This window comes from Streptomyces sp. NBC_01431 (assembly GCF_036231355.1).
Lineage (GTDB): Bacteria > Actinomycetota > Actinomycetes > Streptomycetales > Streptomycetaceae > Streptomyces.
This window is the reverse complement of sequence record NZ_CP109496.1, coordinates 6071812-6089733: the sequence shown is the minus strand read 5'-3', so window position 1 is coordinate 6089733 and position 17922 is coordinate 6071812. Positions and strand designations below refer to the sequence as shown.

At 72.1% G+C, this 17922-nt stretch carries 14 protein-coding genes; 8 read left to right on the top strand and 6 right to left on the bottom strand.

The window, feature by feature from the left end:
* Positions 1-59: 59 nt before the first annotated feature.
* The 3 genes from pepN to OG522_RS27765 form a co-directional block, all read right to left on the bottom strand.
* A complete protein-coding gene (gene pepN, locus OG522_RS27775) occupies positions 60-2543 on the bottom strand; it encodes an aminopeptidase N (RefSeq protein ID WP_329465740.1) in 2484 nt (827 codons plus the stop codon).
* A 191-nt stretch (positions 2544-2734) separates the two neighbouring features.
* Positions 2735-3043, bottom strand: a complete 309-nt coding sequence (locus tag OG522_RS27770) for a chorismate mutase (RefSeq protein ID WP_382801381.1) — start codon at positions 3041-3043, stop codon at positions 2735-2737.
* 5 nt (positions 3044-3048) lie between these two features.
* Positions 3049-3936, bottom strand: coding sequence for a helix-turn-helix domain-containing protein (locus tag OG522_RS27765; RefSeq protein WP_329465738.1), 888 nt, complete (start codon positions 3934-3936; stop codon positions 3049-3051).
* A gap of 126 nt (positions 3937-4062) precedes the next feature.
* On the opposite strand from OG522_RS27765, the gene OG522_RS27760 reads away from it, so the two are divergent.
* Positions 4063-5838 (top strand): glycoside hydrolase family 35 protein, encoded by a 1776-nt coding sequence (locus tag OG522_RS27760; RefSeq protein ID WP_329465737.1) that lies wholly within the window; start codon positions 4063-4065, stop codon positions 5836-5838.
* 74 nt (positions 5839-5912) lie between these two features.
* Here OG522_RS27760 and OG522_RS27755 read toward each other — a convergent pair whose 3' ends face one another.
* The 3 genes from OG522_RS27755 to OG522_RS27745 form a co-directional block, all read right to left on the bottom strand.
* Positions 5913-8993 (bottom strand): endo-alpha-N-acetylgalactosaminidase family protein, encoded by a 3081-nt coding sequence (locus OG522_RS27755; protein WP_329465736.1) that lies wholly within the window; start codon positions 8991-8993, stop codon positions 5913-5915.
* 162 nt (positions 8994-9155) lie between these two features.
* Positions 9156-10301, bottom strand: a complete 1146-nt coding sequence (locus OG522_RS27750; protein ID WP_329465735.1) for a sensor histidine kinase — start codon at positions 10299-10301, stop codon at positions 9156-9158.
* Positions 10302-10308: 7 nt separating this feature from the next.
* Positions 10309-10956: a response regulator transcription factor gene (locus OG522_RS27745; RefSeq protein ID WP_329465734.1), complete on the bottom strand. Its 648-nt coding sequence runs from the start codon at positions 10954-10956 to the stop codon at positions 10309-10311.
* A gap of 170 nt (positions 10957-11126) precedes the next feature.
* Between OG522_RS27745 and OG522_RS27740 the strand changes: the two genes are divergently transcribed.
* The 7 genes from OG522_RS27740 (at position 11127) to OG522_RS27710 (ending at position 17917) form a co-directional block, all read left to right on the top strand.
* Positions 11127-12020: a hypothetical protein gene (locus tag OG522_RS27740; RefSeq protein WP_329465733.1), complete on the top strand. Its 894-nt coding sequence runs from the start codon at positions 11127-11129 to the stop codon at positions 12018-12020.
* A gap of 220 nt (positions 12021-12240) precedes the next feature.
* Positions 12241-13176, top strand: coding sequence for a hypothetical protein (locus tag OG522_RS27735; protein ID WP_329465732.1), 936 nt, complete (start codon positions 12241-12243; stop codon positions 13174-13176).
* A gap of 147 nt (positions 13177-13323) precedes the next feature.
* Positions 13324-14490 (top strand): ABC transporter substrate-binding protein, encoded by a 1167-nt coding sequence (locus OG522_RS27730; protein ID WP_329465731.1) that lies wholly within the window; start codon positions 13324-13326, stop codon positions 14488-14490.
* A gap of 7 nt (positions 14491-14497) precedes the next feature.
* A complete protein-coding gene (locus OG522_RS27725) occupies positions 14498-15394 on the top strand; it encodes an ABC transporter permease (RefSeq protein WP_329465730.1) in 897 nt (298 codons plus the stop codon).
* The gene (locus OG522_RS27720) at positions 15382-16224 is read left to right on the top strand and encodes an ABC transporter permease (protein WP_329465729.1); all 843 of its coding nucleotides are present in this window, start codon (positions 15382-15384) and stop codon (positions 16222-16224) included. Before OG522_RS27725 ends, OG522_RS27720 begins: the two co-directional genes overlap by 13 nt.
* The gene (locus tag OG522_RS27715) at positions 16224-17273 is read left to right on the top strand and encodes an ABC transporter ATP-binding protein (protein WP_329465728.1); all 1050 of its coding nucleotides are present in this window, start codon (positions 16224-16226) and stop codon (positions 17271-17273) included. The genes OG522_RS27720 and OG522_RS27715 overlap by 1 nt, the downstream gene beginning before the upstream one ends.
* Positions 17270-17917 (top strand): HAD family hydrolase, encoded by a 648-nt coding sequence (locus OG522_RS27710; RefSeq protein ID WP_329465727.1) that lies wholly within the window; start codon positions 17270-17272, stop codon positions 17915-17917. The genes OG522_RS27715 and OG522_RS27710 overlap by 4 nt, the downstream gene beginning before the upstream one ends.
* Positions 17918-17922: the final 5 nt, after the last annotated feature.

Here is a 17922-nt window from a genome sequence, read left to right as displayed (position 1 = left end):
TACCCGTTGTGCGATGTTGCGGCTAGTGCCGCGTGGTGGCTCGGCCGCGGGGGCTCGGGTCAGGCGCTGCGTACCTTGAGTGCCCTTCGCAGGTCGTCCACCTGGTCGGTCAGTTTGCGGTGGAGGGCGGGGAGGAGGTCGGGTTGGGTCAGGCAGGTTTCGCCCAGGGTCAGGGATTCCTCGTCGATGGCGTGCAGCGGGAAGCCGTGGCGGCCTGCCGCGTCGGCGATGGCGGGGCCGCGGCGGACGGCGAGGGGGACGACGTCCTGGTAGTAGCGGGCCACGTACGGCTGGAGCAGTTCGGCTTGTTCGGGCTGCCAGAAGCCTTGGGCGGTGGCGGTGAACAGGTAGTTGGACAGGGCGTCGCCGGTGAACATGGCCGTCCAGGCGGCTTCTTTCGCCGAGGTGTCGGGCAGGGCGGCCCGGCAGCGGGCGGCGCCTTCTTCGCCGGTGGCGCTGGGGTCGGCGGCGAGAGCGGCGGCGATCTCCCGTTCGTCGCTCGCGCCGAGTACGGCGAGCCGGGTGAGGATGCGCCAGCGCAGTTCGGGGTCGAGTTCGGGGCCGCCGGGCACGCTGTCTTCGATGAGCCAGGCGCGCAGGGTGTCGGGCTGGGCGGCGGCGGAGATGAAGTGGCGTACGGCAGTGAGGCGCAGGCCGGGGTGGGAGCCGTCCTCGGTGCGGCGGATCAGGTCGCGGGTGAGGTCGGTGAGCAGGGCGAGGGCTGCGGGGCGCTGCGCGGCGGGCAGGTAGCGGTCGGTGACCTGGGCGGCGGCGAACTGGAGGACGCCTTGGACGACGGCGAGGTCGTTTTCGTGGGGGAGGTGGGCGCGGGCGGCTTCCAGGTAGGCGGTGGGGGCGAGTTGGCCGTCGCGGACCATGTCGCGGGCGGCGTTCCAGATGACGGCGCGGGTCAGGGGGTCGGGCAGTCCGGACAGGGAGCGCAGTGCCGTGTTCCAGGAGTCGGCGTCGAGGCGGACCTTGGCGTAGGTGTAGTCGCCGTCGTTGAGCAGGAGCAGGGCGGGGCGGTTGCCCTGGCGGATGTGGTTTTCGCCGGGCACGTCGATGTCGAGGCGTTCGCGCAGTACGAGTCGGCTGGTGTCGGCGGGGTCGGTGTCGTAGGCGCCGACGGTGATGCGGTGGGGGCGGCTGCCGTCGCGGTTGACGGCGAGGGCCCAGGTGGACTCGGTCTCGGTGATCTCGGGGGTGAGGGTGTCGACGCCGGTGGTGCCGAGCCAGGTGGCGGCCCAGGCGTGGACGTCGCGGTCGGTGGCGGAGGCGAGGGAGTCGATGAAGTCGGCGAGGGTGGCGTTGGCGAACTTATGGCGCTTGAAGTGGGTATTGATGCCGGCCAGGAAGTCCTTTTCGCCGAGCCAGGCGACGAGTTGGCGTAGTGCGGAGGCGCCCTTGGCGTAAGAGATGCCGTCGAAGTTGAGCATCGCGGACGCGGTGTCGGGGACGGCGTCGGGGGCGGGGGCGACGGGGTGGGTGGAGGGCCGCTGGTCGGCGTCGTAGCCCCAGGCCTTGCGGGTGATGCCGAAGTCGACCCAGGTGTCGGTGAAGCGGGTGGCTTCGGTGAGGGTCTGGTAGCCCATGTACTCGGCGAAGGACTCGTTGAGCCAGATGTCGTCCCACCAGCGCAGGGTGACGAGGTCGCCGAACCACATGTGGGCCATTTCGTGGGCGATGACCATGGCGCGGGTCTGGCGTTCGGTGTCGGTGACGGCGGAGCGGTAGATGAATTCGTCGCGGAAGGTGACGAGGCCGGGGTTTTCCATGGCGCCCGCGTTGAATTCGGGGACGAAGGCCTGGTCGTAGGAGTCGAAGGGGTAGGGCTCTTCGAACTTCTCGTGGTAGCGGTCGTAGCACTGCCGGGTGATCTCGAAGAGTTCGTCGGCGTCGGCGTCGAGGTGGGGGGCGAGTGAGCGCCGGCAGTGCAGGCCGAAGGGCAGTCCGGCGTGTTCGGTGGTGAGGGAGTGCCAGGGGCCTGCGGCGACGGCGACGAAGTAGGTGGCGAGCAGGGGCGTGCGGGCGGCTTTCCAGCGGCCGTCGTCCTGCTGCTCGGTGATGCCGTTGGCCAGGACGCTCCAGCCGTCGGGGGCGGTGACGGTGAGGTCGAAGACGGCTTTGAGGTCGGGTTGGTCGAAGGCCGCGAAGACGCGCTGGACGTCTTCCATGAAGAGCTGGGTGTAGACGTAGCGTTCGCCGTCGGCGGGGTCGGTGAAGTGGTGGAGTCCTTCGCCGGTGTGCGAGTAGCGCATGGCGCAGTCGACGCGTAGTTCGTGGGGGCCGGCGGTGAGGTTCAGTGCGAGCCGGTTGCCGAGGAGGGTTTCCGGGTCGAGGGGCTGTCCGTCGAGGGTGACGGTGCGCAGGGTGGCGGGCTTGAGCTCGACGAAGGTGTCCCCGGCGGTGTGCGCGGTGAAGTGGATGACGGTGTGGGAGTCGAAGGTGTCCTCGCCGGTGGTGAGGTCGAGGTCGACTTCGTACCGCTGGATGTCGAGGAGTTGGGCTCGGGTCTGCGCTTCGTCGCGCGTCAGTACGGGCATGGGGCCATGCTGCCTGAAACGAGCGGGCCCGCACAGGGGCCGGGGGATCTTCCGGCGAGGTCAGGGGGTGCGGGTGCGCGGCGCTGGGGTCTCGGCTTGCGGGAGCGGGAGTGGGAGGAGCGCGCGTGAGTCGAGGTGGAGCTTTGCTCTTCCTCGTCCCGCAGGGAGTGCGGCACTGCGGGACGAGGGAGTCAGGCGGACTTGGCGATCGTTTCGTGGTGTCTGATGACTTCGGCGATGACGAAGTTGAGGAGCTTTTCGGCGAAGGCCGGGTCGAGTTTGGCGCTTTCGGCGAGGCGGCGCAGCCGGGCGATCTGTTCGGCTTCGCGCGAGGGGTCGGCCGGGGGGAGTTTGTGTTCGGCCTTGAGGTGGCCGACCTGCTGGGTGCATTTGAAGCGTTCGGCCAGCATGTGCACGACAGCCGCGTCGATGTTGTCGATGCTGTCGCGGAGCCGGGTCAGCTCTGCCTGCACGGAGGGGTCGATCGTGGTCATGGTCATCGAGCTTACGTGGCGTGGCCCGCGATGGTCGGCGGATGTTCAGGATGCGGGATCCGGTTGCTCCACCCTCCGGGTACGGTGCGTTGCTGCTGCTCGCGGAAGCGTACGGGGGCGAGGCCGACGCGGCGGGTGAACAGCCGGGAGAAGTAGGCGGGGTCGTCGTAGCCGACGCGGCGGGCGATGGCCGCGACGGGCAGGTCGGTGGCGGCGAGGAGTTCCTTGGCGCGGCCGAGGCGGATGCCGAGGAGGTAGTCCTTGGGGCTGCATCCGGCGCCCCTGCGGACGGCGGTGCGCAGTTCGGCGGGGTTCATGCCGTGGCGGGCGGCGTGTTCGGCGACCGACAGCGGCTGGAAGGCGTCGCGGGCCAGGGCCTGAAGGACCGGGTCGCCGTCGGGGGCGATGTCGGCGCGGGCCCGGCGTAGCGCGACGAGCAGTTCGTGGACGGCGGCCGCGGTCTCGACTTCCAGGAGGGGGTTGCCGCGGCGGGCGGCTCGGGCGATGCGTCCGACGGCGGCGCGGGCGCCCGCGGTGTCGCCGAGGGGGACGACGGGGCGGTCGGGTTCGATGTAGCCGAGTTCGGTGTAGGTGGTGGTGGCGGGGCCGGTGAAGTCGACGAAGGACTCGTCCCAGCCGGTGGCCGGGTCGGGCCCGTAGTGGTGGGGGACCCCGGGGGTGAGCCAGATCAGGGCGGGGGCGGCGACGGGGACCCGGCGTCCGTCGGCGCCGCTGAACCAGCCGCTGCCCGCGCCGATGACGACGGCGACGTGGTGGTCGAGGGTGCGGGGGCCGACGGTGGGCAGGGTGCCGTGCTGGAGTCCCACGCCGAGGCAGACCAGGCCGAGCCGATGGTGGGCCGGGCTCGGGGTGAAATACCGCATCCAGGTGTGATACATGGCGGTTTGCCCTCTCCGATGTCCCCCTTGGGTCCAATCAGCGCCGATCTTTGTCCATGGACCCCCGTCGCGCCAGGGGCAAGAGTGGGCGGGGCGTTGTGACCGAGAGAGATGGGCGGGCGGCCGGTGGGCGACTTCACCGTGGGGGACGAGGACTTTCTGCTCGACGGGCGGCCGGTGCGCCTGCTTTCGGGCGCGTTGCACTACTTCCGGGTGCACGAGGCGCAGTGGGGCCACCGGCTCGCGATGCTGCGGGCGATGGGCCTGAACTGCGTGGAGACGTATGTGCCGTGGAACGTGCACGAGCCGTTCCCCGGCAAGTACCGCGATGTGGCGGCGCTCGGCCGGTTCCTGGACGCGGCGCGGGAGGCCGGTCTGTGGGCGATCGTGCGGCCGGGCCCCTACATCTGTGCCGAGTGGGAGAACGGCGGGCTTCCGCACTGGCTGACCGGCCGGCTCGGGCGGCGGGCGCGGACCGGTGACGCGGAGTACCTGGCGCATGTGGACCGCTGGTTTGGCACGCTGCTCCCCCAGGTCGCCGAGCGGCAGATCGACCGGGGCGGGCCGGTGCTGATGGTGCAGGTGGAGAACGAGTACGGCAGTTACGGCAGTGACCGCGGCTATCTGCGCCATCTCGCCGATCTGCTGCGCGAGTGCGGCATCACGGTGCCGCTGTGCACCTCGGACGGGCCCGAGGACCACATGCTGACCGGGGGCTCACTGCCCGGGGTGCTGGCCACGGCGAACTTCGGCAGCGGGGCGCGCGAGGCGTTCGAGGTGCTGCGCCGCCATCAGCCGTCGGGGCCGCTGATGTGCATGGAGTTCTGGTGCGGCTGGTTCGACCACTGGGGTGCGGACCATGTCGTGCGGGACGCGGCGGACGCTGCGGCGACGCTGCGCGAGATCCTTGAGTGCGGGGCGTCGGTCAACATCTACATGGCGCACGGCGGCACCAACTTCGCGGGCTGGTCGGGTGCCAACCGGGCCGGTGAGCTGCATGTGGGGGTGCTCGAACCGACGGCGACGTCGTACGACTACGACGCTCCCGTCGACGAGGCGGGCCGGCCCACGGAGAAGTTCTGGCGATTGCGTGAGGTGCTGGCGTCCTACCAGGACGGGCCGCTGCCCGAACTGCCGCCACAGCCGGTGCGGTTGGCGGGTACCCATGCGGCGCGGCTGGACGGCTGGGCGCCTTTGGCCGGTGTCCTGGATGTGCTGGGCGGCGAGGAGAGCGAGTCGCCCCTCCCGGCGACGTTCGAGGAGCTGGACGTCGATCGGGGTCTGGTCCGCTACCGCGTGGACGTTCCCGGGCCCCGGCAGCCGTATCCGCTGGGTGTGCTCGGTCTCCGCGATCTGGCGACGGTGTACGTCGACGGGGAGCGAGCGGGGGTCCTGGACACCGAGGACGCGACGCTGGCGGAGCCGGTGGCGGGGGGTGCGGTGGTGGAGTTGTGGGTGGAGTCGCTCGGGCGGGTCAACTACGGGCCGTGCAGCGGGGAGCCGAAGGGGATCACGGGCGGGGTGCTGCATGAGCGGCAGTATCTGCACGGGGTGCGATCTCAGGGGCTGCGGCTGGACGCGTTCGAGGTGGTCGGGGCGGTGGCGAAGGTGGCCTTCGGCGAACCTGCGGAGGTGGGGGCGGCGGGGCTGTACCGGGGCTGGGTCGACCTCCCCGCCGGCGCGCCTTCCTCCTCGTACGCGAATTCCTGGGCGGAGCTTCAACTCCCTGGTTGGGGGCGGGGGTTCGTGTGGGTGAACGGGTTCTGTCTGGGGCGGTACTGGTGGGTGGGTCCGCAGCGGGTGCTGCATGTGCCGGGGCCGGTGTTGCGGGCGGGGGTGAACGAGGTGTGGGTGCTTGAGCTGGAAGGGGCGCAGGAAGCGGACGCCGTGAGCTTGGGCTGACCTTCGCTTCCGCCCGCCCCTTCCCGCTGTGGCACTGTGCGGCCATCGCCGCGTGGGGGGCCACCCGGGCCCCGCTAGAGCTCTTGCGCCTCCCAGGTGTCCAGGGTGAATTCCGCCGAGCCGTCGTCGCCCACCTTTCGCAGGCCCACCCACGCCTCCCCCGATGCGGGTGCCGTGAACTCGTAGGAGAACAGGGCCGGTTCGGTGGTGGCCGGGAGGGCGGCCCGGGTCAGTTCGCGCGGGGCCGGTCCGTCGACGGCCGTGATCCAGGCGTACTGGCCCGCCTTCTCGTTCTCGTAGCGGAACGAGATCCGGTAGCGGTGGCCCGGCCGGAAGCGGGCGGTGTGCGGGACCGTGCGGTAGACCAGGCCGCTGTTCTCGCCCCGGGACTTCAGGGACTGGGTGCCGTCCACGATGTCGTCGATGGCTTTGCCGTTCCAGCCGCGCTGGGTGAACGGGGCGTGCCGCTGGGCGATGTGGGTGCGCGGGTCGGTGGAGCCGCCCGCGTCGCCCTTGACGAAGACGCCCCAGCCCTGGGGAACGTTCTGGAAGTCCTCGTACGCGAGGGTGCCGGGCTTGGTGGTGGGGGCGGCCGGCACGACGCGCACGTTGTCGAAGCGGACCCGGGCCGCGCCCGCGTCGGCGCGCAGGGTGAGGGTGACGGGGCCGCCGCCCGCGGGGACGGTGAAGGGGGTGGACATGCGCTGGAAGCGGGTGTCGTGCTTGCGGTCGGCGGCGACGTGGTTCCCGGCGGTGGAGGTGTCCGTCCAGTTGGTGGCGGTCACCCCGTCGGCGGTGCGGATGTCGAGTGCGGCCCGGCGCCGCTCCCCCGCGCTCTCGCCGACCTCGACCTGGACGGACGCGACGTAGCTGCCGGGGGCGAGGCGGGCCAGGCGCTGGGCGACGGTGGTGGCGCCGCCGCCGGGCAGGACGAGTTCGTAGTCGCCGAGCGGGCTGAGGGCGACCTTCGCGGTGCCGGTGACCTGCCAGCCTTTCAGCGAGGCGGAGTTGAACCCGGGGTCGTGCACGGGGGTGAACTGGCCCCAGCGCGGGTCGCCCTGGGCGGGTGCCCGGTCCCGGTACACCACGTAGGGCTGCCCGGCCGCCGCGCCCTCGATGGTGATCTTTCCGGCGCGGACCGGCAGGTCGCGGACGTGCACCCGGCCCTGGTCTGTGAGCCGGTACAGGGCCACCTTGCCAAGGCCCGCCCAGCCGCGCGGGAGGCGCCAACTGCTGGTGCCGCCGGCCGGGTTGTAGTGGTACAGCTTCGCCGGGTCGGTGGCGTTGCGTGGCTCCCACGGCAGCAGGTAGGTCCCGCCGTCGTACACGAGCCGGGTGTCGGTGGTGATGCGGCGCGCGCCGGAGGCGTCCGAGACGGAGGTGCGGGTGGGGCCGGAGAAGGTGACCTCGTGGTCGGTCCAGCGCTGGACGGGGTACGCCTGGAGGTATTTGGCGGGCAGCGACTCGGTCCAGATCAGATCGTAGAACGCCGTCCAGTCGGTCTTGCCGACCCAGCCCTCGAAGTTGCCCATGTGGACGTGGCCGAGCAGGGTGGGCCACTTGTTGGCGAAGACGTCCTTGTGGTGGTGGCGTACGAAGCGGATCAGCTGGGAGTTGATGCCGCGCGAGGTGTCGGGGCCGTAGTCCGTCTCGTTCGCCCAGTGCGACCACAGCGAGGAGCGTTCCAGGCCGTGGGCCCATTCGGAGGCCACCAGCCAGCCCTGGTCGCGCAGGGCGCGCTGGAGGCGGTCGGAGGTCCAGCCGGATTCGCGGAACACGTCGATGTAGACGGCGTTGAGGGCCGGGTCGGCTTCGCGGCGCAGGTCCGCGAAGCGCCGGACGATGTCGCCGGAGATGAGGTCGCGGCGCTGGTCGATGCGGTAGGACTGGTCGAGCCAGTCCCACTGGGGGTTCGTCTTGTCGACGAGGGTTTCGGAGAAGGCGTGGGCGACCGGGTAGGACTCGGTGGCGTTGACGTGGACGGCGAAGTCGCTGTTCCACTTCTTGCCTTCGCGTACCAGCGAGTTGAGGTCGGCGAGTCCGCCGGCCCGCTGGTTGTAGTTGCCCGCGTAGTCGGGGTGGGCGGAGTCGTGGCCTTCCGACTGGTAGCCCTTGAGCAGGGTGTACTGGCGCAGGCCGTCGGTGGCCAGCGAGATCCGCTTGACGTTGTCGAGGGTGGCCAGGAACGGGTTGGTGGCCTGCGAGGCGAAGTTGAAGGGGATGTGCGGGACGACTCTGAGGTGCTGGTCGTCGGCGCCGAGCGGGGTGACCATGATGTCGCGGAACGCGATGGCGGCGTCCTGCCAGTCGACCACGCCGTCGCCGCCCCGGTCGCCGGTGACGACGACGGTGGCGTACGGGAGCGGCTCGGTGTCGGCGGTGGCGGCGGTCGCCGCGCGGTGGGTCCACTGTCCGGGTGCCAGCTGTGTCTTGACGTAACCGTCCCGCTTGAGGGTCTGGCGCCACAGCCGGCCGTTCTCCCAGCTCGCCCCGGGGGTGCCGGCGGGATTGTCGTAGACGGTGTTGGTCTCGATGGCGCCGCCGAGCCCGTGGTGGGCGAGGACCGCGTAGGCGCAGCCGATGGGAGCCGCGTCGGGGGTGGTGGTGGCGGTGGGCGTGATGAGGGTGTCGCCGCTCTTGGCCTTGTCCAACTGGAGTATCGCGGCCAGGAGTTGGGCGCCGGGCTGGTCGCTGCGTACCGACAGCAGGGCGAGGCCCGGGATCTGGAGGGTGCCGACGCGCAGGGCGGCGGTGTCGGCGATGCGGGTGACGCGCCAGTCGACGCGGTGGCCCTCGGCGCGGATCTCGACGCCGACCTCGGTGCCGCCGTCGAAGGCGAGGGTGTAGGTGATGCGGTCCGTGCCGGGACGCGAGGTCACCCGGGGGGTGTGCGCGGTGCCGTCGATGACGACGTCGGTGAGGGGGTCCTCCTGGCCGTGCAGGACGGCGCCGCTCGCGCGGTCGGTGTACGAGACGATGCGGGGGAACCTGGTGTCGACGCGTACGTCGAGTGCGGCGGAGCGCACCACGGCCTCCGCTGGTGTGCGGTCGGCGGCGCGCGCTGTCGAGGGGATGCCCAGGGCGGCTCCGGCTCCGGCCAGCGCGGTGGCCGCGACCACCGTCCTCCGCTTCGGCCCGTGCTGTTCGGCGTTCACGCTCGCTCCTCCTCGTGACGGCTTCGGGTGCACGCCACGATGTGCCGAGGTGCGCGGGTGCGCCCATGGACAAAGGAGTGACAGGTGTTGGACTAACGGGGGTGCGTCGGCGAGGAATCGGTGCGCCGCGAGCGGCTGCGGGGCTGCCGGGTCGCGGATGGGCTAGTGGGTGTCGAGCGGCAGGACCGCGGTGACCTGCCAGCCGCCTTCGGGTGCGGGGCCCGCGGTGAGGTGGCCGCCCATGGCGGTGACGCGTTCGGTCAGTCCCGCCAGGCCGAAGCCGCCGCCGCGGGCTTGCTCGGCGAGTTCCACGGCGCTCGACCCGTCGTCGGCGACGCGCACTTCGAGTCCGCCGGGGGTGGTGCGCAGGCCGATGCGTACGGCGGTGGCGTTCGCCGCGTGTTTGCGGACGTTGGTCAGTGACTCGCGCACCACCCGGTGGGCGACGGCCGCCACGTCGCCGGGCAGCCGCTCCTGAAGGCCCCTCTCCACGTACAGCACGGCGGGCGGTCCGGCGCGGGAGAAGCCTTCGGCGAGCGAGCGGATTTGGGCGATGCCGGCCACCGGCCGGGTCTCGGCGGCGCCCTCGCGCAGCACCCGCACCAGGCGCCGCATCGCGCCGAGCGCCTCGCCGCCCGATTCCTCGATCCGCGCGAAGGACTCGGCGGCGCGTTCGCCGGATAGGGCGGTGAAGCGGGCGGCCTGGGCCTGGACGACGATTCCGGTGACGTGGTGGGCGATCAAGTCGTGGAGTTCTCGGGCGAGTTCGATGCGTTCGGCGGCGCGGACGGCCTCCAGGTCGCGGACCCGCTGGCCCGACTGGGCGCGCATCAGCAGCGAGTACGCGCCGACGACGACGGCGAGCACCGCGAACAGCAGGGTGAACCGGCCGGGCTGGGCGTCGCGTACGGGCGCGGCGGTGCAGCCGAGGCCGAGCAGCGGGCCGAGGACGGCGGCGGTGCGGGCGGGGGCGTACAGGAGCACGGAGGAGAGCAGCACCAGGAGGGCGATGGCCTCGCCCATGCCCCAGACGATCTCCGGGCGGTCGGTGAAGAGCAGTCCGGTGGCGGTCCAGCTGACGGCAGCCGCGGTCCAGGCGCGCGGGATGAGCGGGATACTCGGCCAGGGCACCGCGCAGACGCAGACCACGATCCCGGCGCTCCACACGATGGCGTGCGGCGCGGTGGGCTGGCGGGCCAGGGCGACGCCTTCGTAGGTGACGAGGGTGACGAGGACGGCGGCGAGCAGCAGGCGCGTGGTGGCGGCGGCGCGCGGATGGCGCCCGGTCCAGTTGCGCAGCGGGCTCACGGGCGGCTCACGCCGGGCTCGTGGCGAGCCCGCTCTCCCAGGCCCAGGCGGCGACCTCCACGCGGTTGCGCGCGCCGAGTTTGCCCTGGACGTTGGCGAGGTGGGTTTTGACGGTGGACAGCGAGACGTACAGTTCGCCGGCGATCTCGGCGTTGGTGGCGCCGCGGGCCAGGCAGCGCACGACGTCGCGTTCGCGGTCGGTGAGGGCCTCCGAGGGTGTGCGCACGCCTTGGGCGGGGCGGGCGAGTTCCTTCAGGAGCCGGACGGTGATGGCGGGTGAGACCAGGGAGTCTCCGTTGGCCGCCGCGCGCACCGCCTCGACCAGCATTTCGGGGCTGGCGTCCTTGAGGAGGAAACCGCAGGCGCCGCCGTGCAGCGCGGCGTGGACGTATTCGTCGAGGTCGAAGGTGGTGCAGATGACGATGCGGGGGCGGTCGCGGCCGGCCAGGCGGCGGGTGACTTCGAGTCCGTCGAGGCCGGGCATCCGGATGTCGAGGAGCAGCACGTCCGGGTTGAGGCGGTCGACCGCTTGGAGGGCGGCGAGCCCGTCGACCACATCGTCCAGGACCTCGATGTCGGAGCGGCTCTCCAGGATCATGCGGAAGCCCGTCCGGACCATTTCCTGGTCGTCCGCGATGACCACTGTGATCGACATGCCCCCATATGACCAGGTTGGGCCGGATGCCCGCAAACGCGGGGCGCCCGGCCGGAGCGGGCGCCCGGCGGCCGCCGCGCCCCTCACAAGGGCCTTTCCGGCGGGCACCGGGGCGCGCCCGCCGCCCTTACAGTGGAATCCGGTCCGCGGTTGGGAACGGGGGTGGCAGGGTGGGCGCCGACAGCCCGGTCGTGCACGGATATCCGCACCTGCAGACGGTGCGCGCGGCGATCACCGCGCTGCACCGGCGGCTCTCCTACGACGGCCTCCAGGGGTACCCGACCAGCGTGCTGCCCGCCGACGTGGCCTTCGCCGACCACGACGACCTGCACCTGGGCGCCCAGCGTGTGGCTCGCGCACTGGTGCAGCACCTGCATCTGCCGGACGCCCGGATGATCGTCTGCTTCCGCGAGATGCAGCACGCGGCGAGCGTCGAACTGGCCGCCGGGCCGGAGTACTTCATCGAGCTGAACGATCGCTTCCGTACCCATCGCAGGGACATCGGGGCCGCCCTCGCGCACGAGATCACCCATGTGCTCCTGCACCGCCTGGACCTGACGTTCCCCGGCACCCGCGACAACGAGATCCTCACCGACACGGCGACCACCTATCTCGGCGCGGGCTGGCTGCTCCTGGACGCCTTCCGCGAGGATGACCTCTCCAGCCAGAAGCTGGGCTATCTGACCCCGGAGGAGTTCGGGTACGTCCTGGCCAAGCGGGCCGAGCTGTTCGGTGAGGACCCCTCGCCGTGGTTCACCAGCCCGCAGGCCTATCCCGCCTACACGGCGGGCGCGGCCCGCTCGCGCGGCGACGCGCAGTTGCCCCCGTTGGTCGCGGCCGGCTGGGCGGGGCGGCGGCGCTATGCCAAGGACCGGCGGTACGCACGCGAACACGGCGGCGACTGGTCCGGGCCCGGCGCCCCGTACTCCTTCGAGCCGGGCCCGGACGGGCCGCGGGTCTGCTTCGCCTGCCCGACCTGTTGCCAGCGGATCCGGGTGCCCGCGCGCGGGCGGGTCCGGGCTCGGTGCGGGCTGTGCCGCACGGTCCTGGAGTGCGACGCGTAGCGCTCCACCGGGGCGCGCGTCATCGGCCGGGGCCTCGGGGGCTTCGCGCCCCTGTGGTGCATCTCCGCCATCCGGGACGCCGCGCGCCAACCGTCCGTCGTGGGCTGGTCGCGCGGTTCCCCGGGCCCTTTGGAGCCCCCGGCGTCGCGCCAACTAATGTTCCCCACCAGGGGTTTGCGACGTCAGGACTGCCCCGGTGGACGACGGGGTGGTGTTACGTATGGGTGCGCAGCGGACTCGACGGGTGCGGCGGATCGGCGAGTGGCTGGCGGGGGCGGCGGTTCCCGAGGCCAGGACGTTGTCGGACGCGCTCGATCTGGCCGACAACTCCCCCGATCTGCAACGCCTGTGGCGGTGGCAGCCGCAGCAGCTCGACCGGATCGAGCAGCTCTACGCTGCGGCGCAGCGGGCCTTCGAGCGGCGGACCCGCGACGATGTGTGCCGGACACTGGAGCAGGCGGTGCGGGGCGGGGTGCGCATGGCTTCCGTCGAGCACGCGGAGACGCGGGCCGCGGCCGCCGAGCGGCTCAAGGACGAGGCCGACGCGGCGGCCCGGCGCCTGGACGCGGACGCGGCACTGGCCAGCGGGCGCGGGCTCAACACCGGGCTCGCCTTCGGCATGGTGCTCAGCCCGGTGGTCCTGGTCCTCGCCTTCGCCGTCGGCGAGGCGGTGCCCGCGCTCTTCCACGCCAAGCTCGCCTGCCCGGAGCAGCTGAGCCTGATGCACGCCCTTGTCTGCTTCGCGGGCGGGGCGCTCGGCGCGGTCTTCAGCGTGATCGTCCGGCTGCGCAACGCCTACCAGCTGATGCGGCGGGCGCCGGGCCGCGGCGGGGTGCAGAACATACCGCCCGATCCGCGTCAGCTGGCCCAGATCATGCGGCAGGAGGGCTGGTACCGGGTGGTGGTGGGCTGGTTCCTCGCCACCTCGCTGTTCCTGCTGATCAACGGCGGTGTCCTCACCATCTTCGCGCCGCCCGCCACCCCCGCGGGCCTGTGCGCCGCGGGCCCGCTGTCGCTGGCCGCCCACGAGGCGCTGATCAAGGCGTTCTTCTTCTGGGGCACGATCGGCTTCCTCGCGGGCCTGAACGAACGCTGGGCGTACGGTCTGCTGCGCCGTGGCGGCGGCGACCGTCACACCGGCGATGCCGCTTCCTGACCGTCCTGCCCGCGTGGCCGAAACCAGCTGACCGGATCCGCCCGCCAACCGCATCGCGCGCTTCGCCCCGCGTTCACCGACGGGACACCCACCACCCTCGTAATGGAGTTGTCTGTACAACAGTTGTCCGTACAACTTGGAGCTCCCGTGACCGCCCCACGCATACGCACCGCAGGCCTCGCCGTGACCCTGGCCGCCTCCGCGCTCGCCCTCGCCGCCTGCGGCGCCAAGCCCGGCCCCTCGACCGCCGCGGCCGACGCCGGCAAGGGCGGCGCGAGCCCCGCGTCCGCCACCTCCGCGAAGGACGCGGGCGGCATCGACGCCCTGGCCGCCGCCGCGAAGAAGGAGGGCACGCTCAATGCGATCGCCATCCCGCGCGACTGGGCGAACTACGGCGCGCTCATCGACGGCTTCACCAAGAAGTACGGCGTCAAGGTGTCCGTCGAGAACCCGGACGGCACCAGCGCCGACGAGATCAACGCCGTCAAGACCCGCAAGGGCCAAGGCCGCGCCCCCGACGTCCTCGACCTCGGCGCCTCCTTCGCGCAGTCCGCGGGCGAGCAGGGCCTGACCGCCCCGTACAAGGTCGAGGGCTTCGACAAGATCCCCGCGGCCCAGAAGGACGCGCAGGGCCGCTGGTTCAACGACTACGGCGGCTACGTCTCGATCGGCTGCGACGCGGGGCGCGTCAAGGTGTGCCCGACCACGTTCGCGGACCTCCTCAAGCCCGAGTACAAGGGGCAGGTCGCGCTCAACGGCAACCCCACCAAGTCGGGTTCGGCCTTCGCCGGGGTGTACGCGGCGTCCCTGGCCAACGGCGGCTCGCTCGACAACATCCAGCCCGGCCTGGACTTCTTCGCCAAGCTGAAGAAGGCCGGCAACTACAACCCGGTGGAGTCGACCCCGGCGACCGTGGAGAAGGGCGAGACGCCCATCTCCATCGACTGGGACTACCTGAACGCCGGCTACACCGACGAGTTCAAGGGCAAGGGCCTCGACTGGAAGACCGCCGTGCCCTCCGACGGCGTCTACGCCCAGTACTACTCGCAGGCCATCAACAAGGACGCCCCGCATCCGGCGGCCGCCCGCCTGTGGCAGGAGTACCTGTACTCCGCCGAGGGCCAGAACCTGTGGCTGAAGGGGTACGCCCGCCCGGCGCTCATGCCCGCCATGGACCAGGACGGCACGCTCGACAAGGCCGCCGCCGCCAAGCTCCCGAAGGTCGCCGGCACCCCCACCTTCCCCACCGAGGCGCAGAACACCCAGGCGAAGACGGTCCTCGCCAATGGCTGGGCCAAGGCGATCTCGGGCTGATCACTCCATGACCCTCACCACTACCACCTCAACTCCGGTCGCCATCACGGACGTTGAGCGGCCGACGCGACGCCGGGGCCGCAGGCGTCCCGGCGCCTGGCTCGCCGCGGCTCCGCTGCTCGCCTTCGTGACGCTCGCCTTCGGCGTGCCCGCGTTCGCCATGCTGAACGGCGCGCTGTCCGTCGATGGCTCGTACGGGCTCGGCAATCTCAGCCAGTCGCTGCACGGCGCGTACTGGACCGCCCTGCTCGGCAGCGTGAAGCTCGCGGCCACCACCGCCGCCCTCGCCGCCGTGCTGGGTCTGCTGCTCGCGCAGGCCGTCGTCACCTCGCGCGGCAAGGCGCTGCGCGAGGCCGTGCTCACCGCCTCGGGGGTGCTCGCCAACTTCGGCGGGGTGCCGCTCGCCTTCGCCTTCGTCGCCACCCTCGGCAACGCGGGCGTCCTGACCACCAAGCTGGGTCTGGCCCAGCACGGCTGGAGCCTCTACAGCTTCTGGGGCCTGGCCCTGACCTACCTCTACTTCCTCATCCCGCTGATGGTGCTCACCGTGGCACCGGCGCTCGACGGCCTGCGCCCGCAGTGGCGCGAGGCCGCCCTCAACAACGGGGCGGGCGCCTGGCAGTACTGGCGCCACGTCGGCATCCCGGTGCTGCTTCCCACTCTGCTCGGCGGCTTCGTCCTGCTGTTCGGCAGCGCGTTCGCCGCGTATGCCACGGCCGCCTCGATGGTGGGGAGTTCGGTGCCGCTGGTCACCATGCAGATCGCGGACGCGCTGTCGGGCAACGTGCTGGTCGGCCAGGAGAACGTGGCGCTCGCGCTCAGCCTCGACATGGTGATCGTCGCCCTCCTGGTGATGGCCGTCCATCTGCCCCTGCAACGAAGGAGCGCCCGATGGCTCGCCTGACGCATCCGCCGCGCCCGTGGCGCGGCGCGGTCCTGCTGGTGGCGGGCGCCTACTTCCTGGTCCCGCTGCTCGCCTCTTTCGTGTTCACCGTGGACGTCCCCGGCACGGGCCTCACGCTCTCCTCGTACACCCAGATCTTCGCCGCCGACGGCTTCACCGCCGCGCTGCTGCGGTCGCTGGGTCTCGGTCTGTGCACGGTGGCGCTCGCGCTGGTCCTGACCCTGCCGGCCGCGCTCGCGGTGCGGCTTTCCGGTTCGGGGCGGTTGCGGGCAGTGCTCGAAGTGGTGTGCACGCTGCCGCTGGTGGTGCCGCCGGTGGCACTGGTGGCGGGCCTGGGCACGGTCCTCAAGTGGGGGCCGGACCAGCTCGCCACGACCCCCTTGTACGAGACGTTCGTCGCGATCCAGAAACCGTCCTTCCCGCTGATCCTGGTCTTCGCGTACGTCGTGATGGCACTGCCCTTCGTGTACCGCTCCCTGGAGGCGGGGCTGCGGGCCGTCGATGTGCGCACCCTCGTCGAGGCCGCCCGCGACCTCGGCGCCTCCTGGCCGCGCGCCCTGTTCGCCGTCGTCCTGCCCAATCTGCGTACCGCACTGCTCAACGCCTCGTTCCTGGCGCTCGCGCTGGTGCTCGGCGAGTTCACCGTGGCCTCGCTGCTCGGGTTCCAGCCGTTCGCGGTGTGGATCGTGCAGGCGTCCGGCTCCAACGCCCAGTTGTCGGTGGCGGTCTCGCTGCTCAGCCTGCTGCTGACGTGGGGGCTACTGCTCGTGGTGACGGGCCTGGCCCGCTCGCGCGGCCCCGTCAAGTCTCGTAAGAAGGAAGCCGTTTGATGACCACCGCACCGCCGCGCACCGGCACCGCCCTCACGATCCGGGGGCTTCGCCGCGCCTTCGGGTCCGCCGTGGCCCTGGACGGGCTCGACCTGGATGTGGCGCCGGGTGAACTCCTGGCGCTGCTCGGCCCGTCCGGCTGCGGCAAGACCACCGCGCTGCGGGTCCTCGCGGGCTTCGAGCGCCCCGATGCCGGCGAGGTGCTGCTCGACGGCGAGGACATCGTGCCGGTGCCCGCCAACCGGCGCGACACCGGGATGGTCTTCCAGTCGTACAGCCTCTTCCCGCATCTGAGCGCGGCCGACAACGTGGCGTTCGGCATGCGGATGCGCAAGGTGGCGGCTCCCCAACGCCGGGCCCGCGCGGCCGAGTTGATGGAACTGGTCGGTCTGCCCGACCACGGCGACCGCTTCCCGCACCAGTTGTCCGGCGGCCAGCAGCAGCGCGTGGCGCTCGCCCGCGCGCTCGCCCTGCAACCCCGGCTGCTGCTCCTGGACGAACCGCTGTCCGCGCTTGACGCCAAGGTCCGCGTGCAGCTGCGCGAGGAGATCCGGCGCCTCCAGCTGGAACTCGGCATCACCACCGTCTTCGTCACCCACGACCAGGAGGAAGCCCTCTCGATGGCCGACCGGGTCGCGGTGATGCGCGGCGGCAGGCTCGAACAGTGCGCGGCCCCGGCCGAGTTGTACGACCGTCCCGCGACCGCGTTCGTGGCCTCCTTCATCGGCACCATGAACCGCGTCCCGGGAAAGATCACCGCCGACGGCCTCGCCGAGGTGCTCGGCGTGCGGCTGCCCGTGGACGGCCCGGCGTCCGGCACGGCGTTCCTGCTGCGCCCGGAGGCCCTGGAGGTGACCGACGGCGGGCCCGACACGGTGACCGGCAGCGCCTTCCACGGCGCGAGTACGCGGCTGAGCGTCCGGCTCGCCGACGGCACCGCCGTCAAGGCCGACCTGCCGTCGCACGCCGCGGGCTCCTTCGGCGCGGGCGCCCGCGTCACCGTACGGCCGCGGTCGCGTCCCGTGCTCGCGGCGGGTGAGGACGCGTGAGCGGGCTGCGGGCGGTCCTGTTCGACATGGACGGCACCCTCGTCGACACCGAGGAGGCCTGGGTCGAGGTCGTCGAGAAGGTCGCGGCCCGCCACGGCCGGGTGCTGGCCGGGGAGAACCGCAGGGCGGTGTACGGGCGCTCCGTCGAGGACACCGCCGAGCTGCTGCACGAGTTCCTCGGCGCGCCGCGCGAGGAACTGACGGCCGAGCTGGGCGCGGACTTCGCGGCCCGCGTCGCGCTGGGCGCCGAGCCCCGGCCGGGCGCGCTCCGACTCCTGCGTGCCCTGCGGGAGTCGGGGGTGTCGACGGCGCTGGTGTCGGCGTCGCCGCGCGCCATCGTGCGCAGGGTCGCGACCTCGCTCGACGGGCACCGCTTCGACGCGGTGTACGGGGCCGAGGACACCGCACGCACCAAGCCCGCCCCCGATCCCTACCTGGCGGCGGCCGCGGCGCTCGGCGCGGACCCGGCGCACTGCGTGGCGGTGGAGGACACCGCGACGGGCGTCGCCTCGGCGGAGTCCGCGGGCTGCGCGGTGCTCGCGGTGCCGTCGGTGGAACCCATCGCGCCCGCCGCGGGCCGCACGGTGCTGACTAGTCTGGAGGAGGCGGACCTCACCTTGCTCCGCTCACTGATCGGCAGTTGAGGGGG